Origin of the sequence: Enterobacter sp. SA187 (genome assembly GCF_001888805.2) — a bacterium.
GTDB lineage: Bacteria > Pseudomonadota > Gammaproteobacteria > Enterobacterales > Enterobacteriaceae > Enterobacter_D.
In genome coordinates, this window is sequence record NZ_CP019113.1 from 1,823,519 (window position 1) to 1,836,548 (window position 13,030).

11 protein-coding genes and 1 other annotated feature are annotated in these 13,030 nt (G+C 58.1%); of the genes, 8 read left to right on the plus strand and 3 right to left on the minus strand.

Going from position 1 to position 13,030, the window contains the following annotated elements:
- Positions 1-17 precede the first annotated feature (17 nt).
- The 5 genes from BMF08_RS08730 (at position 18) to thrC (ending at position 5,751) form a co-directional block, all read left to right on the plus strand.
- Complete coding sequence (locus BMF08_RS08730) at positions 18-707, plus strand: tRNA/rRNA methyltransferase (RefSeq protein ID WP_072570463.1); 690 nt, start codon at positions 18-20, stop codon at positions 705-707.
- A 211-nt stretch (positions 708-918) separates the two neighbouring features.
- Positions 919-987: a thr operon leader peptide gene (gene thrL, locus BMF08_RS08735; protein WP_072570818.1), complete on the plus strand. Its 69-nt coding sequence runs from the start codon at positions 919-921 to the stop codon at positions 985-987.
- Positions 926-1,043, plus strand: a sequence feature (Thr leader region). Its footprint overlaps the gene before it by 62 nt.
- Before the next feature lie 24 nt (positions 1,044-1,067).
- On the plus strand, positions 1,068-3,530 hold the full coding sequence (gene thrA, locus BMF08_RS08740) for a bifunctional aspartate kinase/homoserine dehydrogenase I (RefSeq protein WP_072570464.1): 2,463 nt from the start codon (positions 1,068-1,070) through the stop codon (positions 3,528-3,530).
- A 1-nt stretch (position 3,531) separates the two neighbouring features.
- Entirely contained in the window at positions 3,532-4,461 is a 930-nt protein-coding gene (gene thrB / locus BMF08_RS08745) for a homoserine kinase (RefSeq protein ID WP_072570465.1), read from the plus strand.
- Positions 4,462-4,464: 3 nt separating this feature from the next.
- Positions 4,465-5,751, plus strand: a complete 1,287-nt coding sequence (gene thrC / locus BMF08_RS08750) for a threonine synthase (protein ID WP_072570466.1) — start codon at positions 4,465-4,467, stop codon at positions 5,749-5,751.
- Positions 5,752-5,917: 166 nt separating this feature from the next.
- On the opposite strand, the gene yaaA is transcribed toward thrC, so the two are convergent.
- Both yaaA and BMF08_RS08760 read right to left on the minus strand, forming a co-directional pair.
- Positions 5,918-6,691, minus strand: a complete 774-nt coding sequence (gene yaaA / locus BMF08_RS08755; RefSeq protein ID WP_072570467.1) for a peroxide stress protein YaaA — start codon at positions 6,689-6,691, stop codon at positions 5,918-5,920.
- Positions 6,692-6,769: 78 nt separating this feature from the next.
- Positions 6,770-8,200 carry an alanine/glycine:cation symporter family protein gene (locus tag BMF08_RS08760; protein ID WP_072570468.1) on the minus strand — a complete coding sequence of 477 codons (1,431 nt, stop codon included), beginning with the start codon at positions 8,198-8,200 and terminating at the stop codon, positions 6,770-6,772.
- Positions 8,201-8,383: 183 nt separating this feature from the next.
- Here BMF08_RS08760 and tal point away from each other — a divergent pair, with 183 nt between their 5' ends.
- The 3 genes from tal (at position 8,384) to BMF08_RS08775 (ending at position 11,469) form a co-directional block, all read left to right on the plus strand.
- A complete protein-coding gene (gene tal, locus BMF08_RS08765; RefSeq protein ID WP_072570469.1) occupies positions 8,384-9,337 on the plus strand; it encodes a transaldolase in 954 nt (317 codons plus the stop codon).
- 111 nt (positions 9,338-9,448) lie between these two features.
- Positions 9,449-10,042 carry a molybdopterin adenylyltransferase gene (gene mog, locus BMF08_RS08770; protein ID WP_072570470.1) on the plus strand — a complete coding sequence of 198 codons (594 nt, stop codon included), beginning with the start codon at positions 9,449-9,451 and terminating at the stop codon, positions 10,040-10,042.
- 119 nt (positions 10,043-10,161) lie between these two features.
- Entirely contained in the window at positions 10,162-11,469 is a 1,308-nt protein-coding gene (locus BMF08_RS08775; RefSeq protein WP_072570471.1) for an MFS transporter, read from the plus strand.
- Between the two features lie 39 nt (positions 11,470-11,508).
- Here BMF08_RS08775 and BMF08_RS08780 read toward each other — a convergent pair whose 3' ends face one another.
- Positions 11,509-12,954: a hypothetical protein gene (locus BMF08_RS08780; protein WP_072570472.1), complete on the minus strand. Its 1,446-nt coding sequence runs from the start codon at positions 12,952-12,954 to the stop codon at positions 11,509-11,511.
- Between the last annotated feature and the right edge of the window lie 76 nt (positions 12,955-13,030).

Consider the following 13,030-nt stretch of genomic DNA (forward strand, 5'->3'; position numbering starts at 1 on the left):
TTAAAAGAGAGTCCCACATGCAGGTATCCATCATATTAGTTTCACCCGCCCGCGCGGAAAATGTCGGTGCGGCGGCACGCGCCATGAAGACCATGGGCTTTACTGATTTGCGCATTGTGGACAGCCGCGCGCATCTGGAGGAAGGGGCGCGGAGAGTGGCGCACGGATCCGGCGATGTGCTTGATAATGCTACGGTTTATCCAACGCTTGAAGCGGCCCTGCACGATGTGCAGTTTACCGTCGCGACCACCGCCCGCAGCCGGTCAAAATTCCATTACTACGCCACGCCTGCCGAACTGGTGCCGCTGATGCAGGAGAAAAGCCAGTGGCTTCATCACGCCGCGCTGGTGTTTGGCCGTGAAGATTCTGGCTTGACCAATGACGAGCTGGCGCTGGCAGATGTGTTAACCGGCGCGCCTATGGTGGCCGATTATCCGTCGCTCAATCTGGGGCAGGCCGTGATGGTCTATTGCTATCAGTTAACAACTTTAATGCAACAAACGGCCGCCACGCCCGACGTTATCAGTGACGAGAACCAGTTACGCGCTCTGCGTATACGCGCGCGGGCGTTACTGGAAAAACTGGGTGTCGACGACGACACCAAGATGGTCGACTGGCTGGAACAGCGTATTGGTCTTTTTGAGCAGCGCGACACGGCAATGCTGCACCGTTTGCTGCATGATATCGAAAAAAAGCTCGCCGGTTAAAAGTTTGAGATATTCCTTTATGGCAGTCAGATCGACTGCCTGCTTGCCACACTGTGGCGAATTTTCAGCAAAATCTGCGCACAAACAGCGTGAGCGGCCCGCCAGTGGAAAAGTCGTAAAATTAAAAATAAATTGACTTGGCAGGGCAGATACTTTAACCAATATAGGCATACAACACAGACAGATAATAATTACAGAGCACACAACATCCATGAAACGCATCAGCACCGTCACCATTATTACGACAACCACCATTACAACAGGTAACGGGGCGGGCTGACGCGCACAGGAAACACAGGAAAAAGCCCGCACCTCAACAGTGCGGGCTTTTTTTTCGGCTAAAGATCAAGGGGTAATTCCATGCGAGTCTTGAAGTTCGGCGGTACATCAGTGGCAAATGCAGAACGTTTTCTGCGTGTTGCCGACATCCTGGAAAGCAATGCCAGGCAGGGGCAGGTCGCCACCGTGCTGTCTGCCCCGGCTAAAATCACCAATCACCTGGTGGCGATGATTGAAAAAACCATCAGCGGTCAGGATGCCGTACCTAATATCAGCGACGCAGAGCGCATTTTTGCCGAACTTCTTCAGGGTCTTTCCGACCTCCAGCCAGATTTCCCTCTCACCCGCCTGAAAGGCGTTGTGGATCAGGAATTCGCCCAGATCAAACATGTACTGCACGGCATCAGCCTGCTTGGTCAGTGCCCGGACAGCATCAATGCCTCGATCATCTGTCGGGGTGAAAAGCTCTCTATCGCCATTATGGCTGGATTGCTGGAAGCGCGCGGTCATAAAGTGACGGTTATCGATCCGGTGGAAAAACTGCTGGCGGTCGGCCATTACCTTGAATCCACCGTCGACATCACCGAATCCACGCGGCGTATCGCCGCCAGCCGCATTCCCGCGGATCATATGGTGCTGATGGCGGGCTTTACCGCCGGTAATGAAAAAGGCGAGCTGGTGGTGCTGGGGCGCAACGGCTCTGACTATTCCGCCGCGGTACTAGCCGCCTGTTTGCGCGCCGACTGTTGTGAAATCTGGACCGATGTCGACGGGGTCTATACCTGCGATCCGCGCCAGGTGCCGGACGCCCGCCTGCTGAAATCCATGTCCTATCAGGAGGCGATGGAGCTGTCATACTTCGGCGCGAAAGTGTTACACCCGCGCACCATTACGCCGATCGCCCAGTTCCAGATCCCGTGCCTGATTAAAAATACCGGTAATCCGCAGGCCCCCGGCACGCTGATTGGCGCCAGTTCCAATGAAGACGGACTGCCGGTAAAAGGCATCTCTAACCTCAACAATATGGCGATGTTCAGCGTCTCCGGCCCCGGCATGAAAGGCATGGTCGGCATGGCGGCCCGTGTGTTCGCCACCATGTCCCGCGCCGGTATTTCGGTAGTGCTGATCACCCAGTCCTCCTCCGAATACAGCATCAGCTTCTGCGTACCTCAGGCGGACTGCGCCCGCGCCCAGCGCGCCATGGGCGAAGAGTTCTATCTGGAGCTGAAAGAAGGCCTGCTCGAACCGCTGGCGGTCATGGAGCGGCTGGCGATCATCTCCGTGGTTGGCGACGGCATGCGTACCCTGCGCGGCATTTCGGCGAAGTTCTTTGCTGCGCTGGCACGGGCGAACATTAATATTGTCGCCATTGCCCAGGGCTCTTCCGAGCGCTCCATTTCCGTGGTGGTCAGCAATGACGATGCCACCACCGGCGTGCGCGTCACGCACCAGATGCTGTTTAACACCGATCAGGTGATCGAAGTCTTTGTGGTCGGCGTCGGTGGCGTCGGCGGGGCGCTGCTGGAGCAGCTGAAGCGTCAGCAGGGCTGGCTCAAGAGCAAGCATATCGATCTGCGCGTCTGCGGCGTGGCGAATTCAAAAGCGCTGCTCACCAACGTGCACGGTCTGGATCTGGAAAAGTGGCAGGCTGAGCTTGCGGAAGCGAAAGAGCCGTTTAACCTTGGCCGTTTGATCCGTCTGGTGAAAGAGTACCACCTGCTGAACCCGGTGATCGTCGACTGTACCTCAAACCAGGCAGTGGCCGATCAGTACGCTGATTTCCTGCGGGAAGGTTTCCACGTGGTGACGCCGAACAAAAAAGCCAACACCTCGTCGATGGCCTACTACCACGAGCTGCGCAACGCCGCCAGCAAATCGCGTCGTAAATTCCTCTACGACACCAACGTCGGCGCGGGTCTGCCGGTGATTGAAAACCTGCAAAACCTGCTTAACGCCGGTGATGAACTACAGCGTTTCTCCGGCATTCTCTCCGGGTCATTGTCCTTTATCTTCGGTAAGCTCGATGAAGGCGTGTCGCTGTCGAAAGCCACCCGCGTCGCCCGTGAAATGGGCTATACCGAACCGGATCCGCGTGACGATCTGTCGGGTATGGACGTGGCGCGTAAGCTGCTCATCCTGGCGCGCGAAACCGGACGCGAGCTGGAGCTGTCTGACATTGTGATCGAACCGGTGCTGCCGGAAAGCTTCGACGCCAGCGGCGACGTGGAGAGCTTTATGGCCCGTCTGCCGGAACTGGACGATGCCTTCGCCGCCCGCGTTGCGAAAGCGCGGGATGCCGGAAACGTGCTGCGCTACGTGGGCAACATTGAAGAAGACGGCGTCTGCCGGGTGAAGATCGCCGAAGTGGACGGCAACGATCCGCTGTATAAAGTGAAAAACGGCGAAAATGCGCTGGCTTTCTACAGCCACTATTATCAACCGCTGCCGCTGGTGCTGCGCGGTTACGGTGCGGGTAACGATGTGACGGCGGCGGGCGTGTTCGCCGATCTGCTGCGCACCCTGTCATGGAAGTTAGGAGTTTAACATGGTGAAAGTGTATGCCCCGGCCTCCATTGGCAACGTGAGCGTGGGGTTTGATGTTCTTGGCGCGGCGGTATCGCCGGTCAACGGCGAGCTGCTGGGCGACTGCGTCAGCGTCGAGGCGGCGGGGGAATTCTCGCTGACCAACCAGGGGCGCTTCGTCAGCAAGCTGCCTGCCGAACCGCGTGAAAACATCGTCTATCAGTGCTGGGAACGTTTTTGCCAGGAGATCGGCAAAACCATTCCGGTGGCGATGACGCTGGAAAAAAATATGCCGATTGGCTCCGGCCTCGGCTCCAGCGCCTGCTCAGTGGTGGCCGGCCTGATGGCGATGAATGAATTCTGCGGCAAACCGCTCAGCGATGCCCGCCTGCTGGCGCTGATGGGCGAGCTGGAAGGCCGTATTTCCGGCAGTATTCACTACGATAACGTCGCGCCCTGCTTCCTGGGCGGCCTGCAGCTGATGCTGGAAGAAAACGGCATCATCAGTCAGGACGTGCCAGGCTTTGAAGAGTGGCTGTGGGTGATGGCCTATCCGGGCATTAAAGTCTCCACTGCCGAAGCGCGCGCCATCCTGCCCGCGCAGTACCGCCGTCAGGATTGTATTGCGCACGGTCGCTATCTGGCGGGATTTATCCACGCCTGCCATACGCAGCAGCCTGCGCTGGCGGCGAAATTAATGAAAGATGTCATCGCTGAACCTTATCGCACCAAACTCCTGCCTGGCTTTAACGATGCCCGTCAGGCGGCGGCAGAGATGGGGGCGCTGGCCTGCGGGATCTCCGGATCCGGGCCGACGATGTTTGCGGTGTGCGATAACCCGGCCACCGCGCAGCGCGTGGCAGACTGGCTCAGCCAGCATTATCTGCAAAACAACGAAGGTTTTGTCCATATTTGTCGGCTGGATACGGCTGGCGCACGCGTACTGGGATAACTAATGAAACTCTACAATCTTAAAGATCACAACGAGCAGGTCAGTTTTGCCCAGGCAATCACGCAGGGGTTAGGTAAAAACCAGGGGCTGTTTTTCCCGCACGATCTGCCGGAATTCAGCCTGACCGACATCGACGCCATGCTGGAGATGGATTTCGTCACCCGCAGCAGCAAAATCCTCGCCGCCTTTATTGGCGATGAGATCCCGGAGGAGATCCTCGAAGCCCGCGTGCGCGCCGCCTTCGCCTTCCCGGCGCCGGTGAGCCTGGTGGAAGAGGATATCGGCTGTCTGGAGCTGTTCCACGGCCCGACGCTGGCCTTTAAAGACTTCGGCGGCCGCTTTATGGCGCAGATGCTGACGCACATCAGCGGCGACAAGCCGGTGACCATCCTGACCGCCACCTCCGGCGACACCGGCGCGGCAGTGGCCCATGCGTTTTACGGCCTCGAAAACGTGCGCGTGGTGATCCTCTACCCGCAGGGCAAAATCAGCCCGTTGCAGGAAAAATTGTTCTGCACCCTGGGCGGCAATATTGAAACCGTCGCCATTGACGGAGATTTCGATGCCTGTCAGGCGCTGGTAAAGCAGGCCTTTGACGATGAAGAACTGAAAGGGGCGCTGGGGCTTAACTCCGCCAACTCCATTAACATCAGCCGTCTGCTGGCGCAGATCTGCTATTACTTCGAAGCCGTCGCCCAGTTGCCGCAGGAAGCCCGTAACCAGCTGGTGATCTCGGTGCCAAGCGGTAACTTTGGCGATCTGACCGCCGGGCTGCTGGCAAAATCCCTCGGCCTGCCGGTGAAGCGTTTTATCGCGGCTACTAACGCCAATGACACCGTCCCGCGCTTTTTGCAGGGCGGCGAATGGTCGCCGAAAGCGACGCAGGCAACGCTGTCCAACGCCATGGACGTGAGCCAGCCAAATAACTGGCCGCGTGTGGAAGAGCTGTTCCGCCGTAAAATCTGGCGTCTTAACGAGCTGGGCTATGCGGCAGTGGATGACGAAACCACCAAATCCACCATGCGCGAGCTGAAAGAGAAGGGCTATCTTTCTGAACCGCATGCGGCGATAGCCTACCGCGCGCTGCGCGATCAGCTGCATCCGGGGGAATACGGTCTGTTCCTCGGCACGGCGCATCCGGCGAAATTCAAAGAGAGCGTGGAAGCGATCCTCGGCGAACCGCTGGAACTGCCGCAGGAGCTGGCGGCGCGCGCCGATTTACCGCTGCTGTCCCATACCCTGCCGGCGGATTTCGCGGCGCTGCGCAAGCTGATGATGGCAAGAGCGTAATGTGATGACGTTGCCCGGCGGCGCAAGCTTGCCGGGCCTACATATGGTTGGGCTGGTTATGCCCGGTGGCGCTGACGCTTACCGGGCCTACGTATGGCTGGCGCGTTGTTTTGTAGGCCTGGTAAGCAGAGCGCCACCGGGCAACAAGGGCATTAACGGAGGGCGATTACTGCTCCCGGCGTTTAAAGACTAACTCACCTTTCCCTGACATTTCTTCATCAAACGCATAGCCATCCACCGCAAAATCCTTCAGCTGCGCCGGGGTCTTCAGGCGATTTTGAATAATGTAGCGGCTCATCAGCCCACGCGCTTTTTTGGCGTAGAAGCTGATCACCTTGAACTTACCGTTCTTCTCATCCAGGAATACCGACTTGATGATCTCGCCGTCGAGCAGTTTCGGTTTTACCGCGCGGAAATACTCATCCGAGGCGAGGTTCACGATCACCTGATCGCCCTGCGCCGCCAGCGCCTGGTTCAGTTTTTGGGTGATGGTTTCGCCCCAGAATTGATAGAGATCGCTGCCCTGCGGGTTCTCAAGACGAATGCCCATTTCCAGGCGATAGGGCTGCATCAGATCCAGCGGACGCAGCACGCCGTATAACCCGGAGAGCATACGCAGATGCTGCTGGGCAAAATCGAAATCCTCCTCGCTGAAGGTTTCCGCCTGTAAGCCGGTATAGACATCGCCTTTAAAGGCGAGGATCGCCTGGCGGGCATTGTCCGGCGTGAAGTCCGGCTGCCAGTCGTGAAAGCGGGTGGCGTTGAGATCGGCAAGCTTATCGCTGATGCCCATCAGCGCTTTGATTTGCGGCGCGGAGAGCTTACGCGCAACGTCAATCAGACGCTGGGAATGATCCAGTAACTCCGGCTGCGTATAGCGGGTTGTCGCCAGCGGGCTTTGGTAATCCAGCGTTTTTGCCGGTGAAATCAGAATCAGCATATCCAGTCCTTGCGGGAAATTTTGGGTGACTGTAGCAAAAAAATCACCCTGATTGATCGATTGTTGCGATTGCCGCCGTTACTCGCGCGGCACCTCGTCCCAGGCGCCGGGCGCCAGCTGGCGTTCGATTTCCGGGTAGCGCTTAGGATCGAACACCGGCCTGATACCCAGCTTACGCTGGCGCAGATAATCACCGGCGATAATGGTTACCACCGGCGAGAGCAGCAGCAGCGCCATCAGGTTGATCAGCGCCATTAACGCCATCACCACATCGGCGATCTGCCAGACCACCGGCAGACTCACCAGCGAGCCTGCCATCACCATCGTCAGGGTCGTGGCGCGCAGCAGCCAGACGTTCCTTTTGTTATGCAGCCGCAGGAATACGAGGTTGTTCTCGGCGTAGAGATAGTTCACCACAATGGAAGTCAGGGCGAAAAGCAGAATGACAAAAGCGACAAAACCCGCTCCCCAGTTGCCGGTCAGCGACACCAGCGCGTGCTGCATCAGCTGAATGCCATCGCTGGCAGGTCGGGTGGCATATTCATCCGCCAGCAGGATAATCATGGCGCTGGCCGTACTGACCACAATGGTGTCGATCACCACGCCAATCATCTGCACGATACCCTGCGCCGCCGGGTGAGGCGGCCAGGAGACTGCCGCCGCGGCGACGTTGGGCGTTGAGCCAAGCCCGGCCTCGTTGGAGAGCATTCCGCGCTGAAAACCGCTGGTGATCGCCTGGCTTAAGGTATAGCCCAGCGTCCCGGCGGCGGCTTCCTCCCAGCCAAAGGCGCTTTTCACAATCAGCATGATGATGTGCGGAAGCTGGTCGGCATGCCACAGCGTAATCAGCAGGCTGGCGCCCACCCACAGCACCGCCATCACCGGCACCACCCATTGCATCAGCCGCGCCACGCCGTGCATCCCGCGCAGAATAAACAACAAACTGAGCAGCGCCAGCACAAGGCCCGCCATGCCGCCCGGCATCGCAAAAGCAAAGTGAACGGCACCGGCAACGGCGTTCGCCTGCATGGTGTTGAAGATCAGACCGTAGGCGATCAACAGCAAAACGGAAAACAGCACGCCCAGCCAGCGCATTCCCAGCCCTCTGGCGAGATACCACGCCGGACCGCCGCGAAACTGCTGGTTCTGGTCGCGCTCTTTATACAGCTGGGAGAGGGAGCATTCGGCAAAGGCGGTCGCCATGCCGATCAGCGCAGAAACCCACATCCAGAACACCGCCCCCGGTCCGCCAGCGGTGACCGCCAGCGCCACGCCGGCAAGGTTGCCGTTGCCAAAACGGGCGGCAAGGCTGACGCATAACGCCTGAAAGGAGGAGAGCCCGCCGGGCTGCGGCCTGACGCTGGTAATAAGGCTGCGTGCGAAGAGACGGATATAGCGAAACTGGATAAAACCGCTGCGAAAGGTGAACCAGATCCCTGCACCCAACAGCAGGTAGATCATCACCGATCCCCACAGTATTTCATTGATGAATAAAAAGAAATCAGGCATTCACATTCCTCTTGTTCATGCCGTTAGGCCACGCCCGCTTACCGCGCGCGGCGCTGTCGAACCGCGAGTTTATCATACTCTGCGCTTGCCAATTGACTGCGGTTGCGCTGACAGAGTGGCGTGATATTATCTGGGCAGACCGGTTACATCCCCCTAACAAGCTGTTTAAAGAGAAACACTATTATGACGGATAAATTGACCTCCCTTCGTCAGTTCACCACCGTGGTGGCCGACACTGGAGACATCGCGGCAATGAAGCTGTATCAGCCGCAGGATGCCACAACCAACCCTTCTCTGATCCTTAACGCAGCCCAGATCCCTGAATACCGCAAACTGATTGACGACGCTGTCACCTGGGCGAAAAGCCAGAGCAGCGATCGCGCGCAGCAGATTGTTGATGCCTCGGACAAACTGGCCGTCAATATCGGTCTGGAAATTCTGAAACTGATCCCGGGCCGTATCTCCACCGAAGTGGATGCGCGTCTGTCCTACGATACCGAAGCGTCTATCGCCAAAGCTAAGCGCCTGATCAAACTGTATAACGATGCGGGCATCAGCAACGACCGTATCCTGATCAAACTGGCTTCCACCTGGCAGGGTATTCGTGCCGCTGAACAGCTGGAAAAAGAAGGCATCAACTGTAACCTGACGCTGCTGTTCTCCTTCGCGCAGGCCCGTGCCTGTGCAGAAGCGGGCGTGTTCCTGATTTCCCCGTTCGTCGGCCGTATTCTCGACTGGTACAAAGCGAATACCGATAAGAAAGAGTACGCTCCGGCTGAAGATCCGGGCGTGGTTTCCGTAACGGAAATCTACGAGTACTACAAACAGCACGGCTATGAAACCGTGGTCATGGGCGCAAGCTTCCGTAACGTTGGCGAAATCGTTGAGCTGGCGGGTTGCGATCGTCTGACCATCGCCCCGGCGCTGCTGAAAGAGCTGGCGGAAAGCGAAGGCACCATCGAGCGTAAACTCTCCTTCAGCGGTGAAGTGAAAGCGCGTCCGGCACGTATCACCGAATCCGAGTTCCTGTGGCAGCACAACCAGGATCCGATGGCGGTAGACAAACTGGCGGATGGTATCCGTAAGTTTGCGGTCGACCAGGAAAAACTGGAAAAAATGATCGGCGATCTGCTGTAATCCCCGAAGCGTGGCCGGGCCTCCGGTCACGCTTATCCGCTTCCCCCCTGTCTGTCCTTTTCCCCGACGTGTATTATTCCGTGATAGTGAATGACTAAAAACGGAATGACGATGGATACTTTACGCATTGGCTTAGTGTCAATTTCAGACCGCGCATCAAGCGGTGTCTATGAAGACAAAGGGTTGCCCGCGCTGGAAAGCTGGCTGACGCGCGCCCTCAAAACCCCCTTTACGCTGGAAACCCGGCTGATCCCCGATGAGCAGGCCATCATCGAGCAGACGCTGTGCGAGCTGGTGGATGAGATGAGCTGTCACCTGGTGCTGACCACCGGCGGCACCGGCCCGGCGCGTCGTGACGTCACGCCGGACGCCACGCTGGCGGTCGCCGATCGTGAAATGCCTGGCTTTGGCGAACAGATGCGCCAGATCAGCCTGCACTATGTGCCCACGGCGATCCTTTCCCGCCAGGTGGGGGTGATCCGTAAACAGGCGCTGATCCTTAACCTTCCCGGCCAGCCGAAATCCATTCAGGAAACCCTGGAAGGCGTGAAAGCCGCCGATGGCAGCCCGCTGGTGCACGGTATTTTTGCCAGTGTACCGTATTGTGTACAGCTGCTGGATGGTCCCTATGTGGAGACACATCCGGAAGTGGTAGCAGCATTTCGTCCTAAAAGCGCAATACGCGAAATAAACGGCCAAAAATAAGCCTTTTGTGACATAACCTGAGCTGCCTGTGGCGTGCTGAATTATTTACGATATAGTAATTTTTACTTTACATGCTGTATCGAAAATAACGTCAATTCACCTCTGCACAATGGTCGGTTATGTCACATTACACACGCCCTCTGAATCGTCAGGATGTCAAAACGCTCTCCCTCGCTGCCCTTGGCGGGGCGCTGGAGTTTTATGACTTCATCATCTTCGTCTTCTTTGCCGCCGTTGTCGGCGAGCTGTTTTTCCCTGCGGATATACCGGAATGGCTGCGCCAGGTGCAGACCTTCGGTATTTTCGCCGCCGGTTACCTGGCGCGTCCGCTGGGCGGCATCATCATGGCGCACTTTGGCGATCTGGTGGGGCGCAAAAAGATGTTCACCCTGAGCATCCTGCTGATGGCGATCCCGACGCTGGCGATGGGTCTGCTGCCGACCTATGCCTCCATTGGTATCGCCGCGCCGCTGTTGCTGCTGCTGATGCGCCTGTTGCAGGGGGCGGCGATTGGCGGTGAAGTGCCGGGGGCCTGGGTTTTTGTTGCCGAGCATGTGCCGGGCAACCGTATCGGTATCGCCTGCGGCACGCTGACCGCCGGGCTGACCGTGGGGATCCTGCTGGGCTCGGTGGTGGCGACGCTGGTTAACACCAGCCTGACGCCACAGGCGGTGCACGATTACGGCTGGCGTATTCCGTTCCTGCTGGGGGGCGTGTTTGGTCTGATTGCCATGTATCTGCGCCGCTGGTTGCAGGAGACGCCCATTTTCCTCGAGATGCAGCAGCGTAAAGCGCTGGCCCAGGAGTTGCCGGTGAAGGCCGTGGTGGTCAGGCACCGGAAAGCGGTGGTGGTATCCATGCTGCTGACCTGGCTGCTGTCGGCGGGGATCGTGGTGGTGATCCTGATGTCCCCCGTCTGGCTGCAAAAACAGTATGGTCTTGCGCCTGCGCTCACCTTACAGGCCAACAGTATCGCCACCATTATGCTGTGCATCGGCTGTCTGCTGGCGGGGCTGGCGGCGGATCGCTTTGGGGCGAGCAAAACCTTTATTACCGGCAGCCTGCTGCTGGCCTGCTCAAGCTGGCTGTTTTACCACCTGGCGGGGGCGCATCCGCAATATCTCTTCGCGCTCTATGGCCTGGTGGGGCTGTGCGTCGGCGTAGTGGGGGCGGTGCCTTATGTGATGGTGCGGGCTTTCCCGGCGGAAGTGCGTTTTACCGGCATCTCCTTCTCCTATAACGTCTCTTACGCCATTTTTGGCGGCCTGACGCCGATTGCCGTCACCATGCTGATGGGCGTCTCGCCAATGGCGCCCGCGTGGTACGTGCTGGCGCTGTCGCTGGTGGGGTTAGGGCTGGGCGTCTGGCTGCGCCAGGATCTGTATCATGACGATACGGTCGCGGAGCAGCCGCTTCAGCAGATGTAAAAAAAATGCAGAGCCTGGCTCTGCATTTTTGTTTTACGCTCAGCGCAGGATGGTGACGTCTGAGAACGTGAAGCGTTTTTTCTTCCCGTCTTCCTGATAGCCGATGCGGATAAATACCCGCAGATCTTCTATCCACGCGTAATCGCTGCTCATCGCTTTGCCATCGCCGCGATCGTCGGTGCAGCTCAGTTCCAGATAACGTCCGCTGAAACGCTTACTGAGCGCGGAGGCTGATTGCCACTCCTCTTCTGCCCGGCACAGCTGGCTTTTCGTTTTCTCTTTCCCGGCGCTTTTGCCGTCGGCAAGCAGGGTCTGCCAGCGGTATTCACCGCCCGGCTGCGGCGGCAGGCTGAAGCTGCTGTCCAGCGTCTGCCCGACCAGCGGCGCAGGATTCATCGAATCCCATTCCCGGATGTTGACGATATTAAACAGCCGCTGATACTGCGAATAAAAGGTCACATTGCCCAGCGTCAGCGTATCCAGCGCCAGGGTGGAGCCATCCGGCAGCACGTCGATGCGGGTGACGGAGGTTTCATTGACGTCATCGGCCCAGTGCTGGGTGTAGGTCAGGCGGGTGAAGGCGGGATGCTGATCGGGGCGGGTCATCGCCTGGCTGATACCCTCAGCGGCCTGTTTGCCCAGCGGATAACGCTGGATGGGGCCAGGTTCGTTCTGCGGGAAATCCGGCGGCGTCAGTTGGTTTTCCGCAGGGGTTTTCTCCCGCGCCACCAGCGGGCCGCTGCCGGTAAACTCATGCAGATCTTTTACGCCGCACAGGGTTTTCGCCACTTTTGCCAGCGGCGGGGCGAGCGGGGTGAATTTCGCCGCGATGGGCGTCTGGCTGTCGGTAACAAACTGCTTATCCAGCGCAAAGTGGTTAAGCGCCATGCCCTCGCCGGTTTCGCAGTTAAGCATCATCTCGTCAATTTTCATTGAGTAAGGCGCGGCATACTTTTCGTCACGGTAAATGCGCGCGTAATCGGTGGCGAGCCGCACTTTCAGCATCCGCTCTTCACGCTGACTGTTGTTCACATCCACATACAGGCGATCAGCCTGGTCGTCGGCGGAGGATAGCCCTGCCCAGCGCGGTTCCGGCACATTTTTCTGGCACACGTCCAGCTCGGTTTTGGTGGCGAACAGGCTGTCAGCATCAGGTTCAAAGGGAGTGCCCGGCGTATAACGGGAAATGGAATTCATGCTATAGACGCGCAGAGAGGGGCGGGATTTTGCCTGCACGTCCATAAACAGCAACGTTTTTTGCTGCGTGCGGCAGTCGATATTCATCCACATATCATTGGCATCGCCGCTCGCCAGCGAGACGCGAAAAATAGCGTTAATGGTATCGCCCATGCGCACGGTGCTGCCGGGTAGCCATTCAACATTGGTGACGGCGGGAGCGGGTGGCATGGGGATCGCCCGCGCCGGTGCTGTCGCTATCAGCCCCAGAGAGAGTAACCCCAACGGAAGGGGAGATAACCGCATCATCGGCAGTCCTTGTTAAAAAGAAAGAGCTGATGAAAATACCGCATTTTTGCGCGGCAGGACAATGACGCGGCGCGAG